Annotated in this window: 1 protein-coding gene; it reads left to right on the top strand. The window is 35.0% G+C overall.

The annotated features are described in order from the left end of the window. Positions 1 to 26 precede the first annotated feature (26 nt). Positions 27 to 217, top strand: a 191-nt coding sequence (locus NE668_RS10170) for a hypothetical protein (RefSeq protein WP_256196950.1), incomplete at its 3' end; no start/stop codon positions are given.

The raw sequence follows: 217 nt of genomic DNA, 5'->3' as shown, positions 1-217 counted from the left end.
AGATCACGATTGGTAATGCAAGAAGAGTGAGAGATGCTCTTCCTAATGCAACATATATTGGTTTCACTGGTACACCAATCGAATTAGAAGATAGAAATACATTAGAGGTTTTTGGTAACTATATTGATATTTACGATATGACTCAAGCAGTTGCTGATGGTGCTACTAGACCAATTTATTATGAGAGCAGGGTAATTAAACTAAATCTTGATGAGAC

This window comes from Veillonella parvula, from assembly GCF_024461875.1.
Taxonomy (GTDB): Bacteria; Bacillota; Negativicutes; order Veillonellales; family Veillonellaceae; genus Veillonella; species Veillonella parvula_I.
The sequence above is the reverse complement of the archived record's forward strand: the minus strand, read 5'-3'. Positions and strand labels throughout refer to the sequence as shown.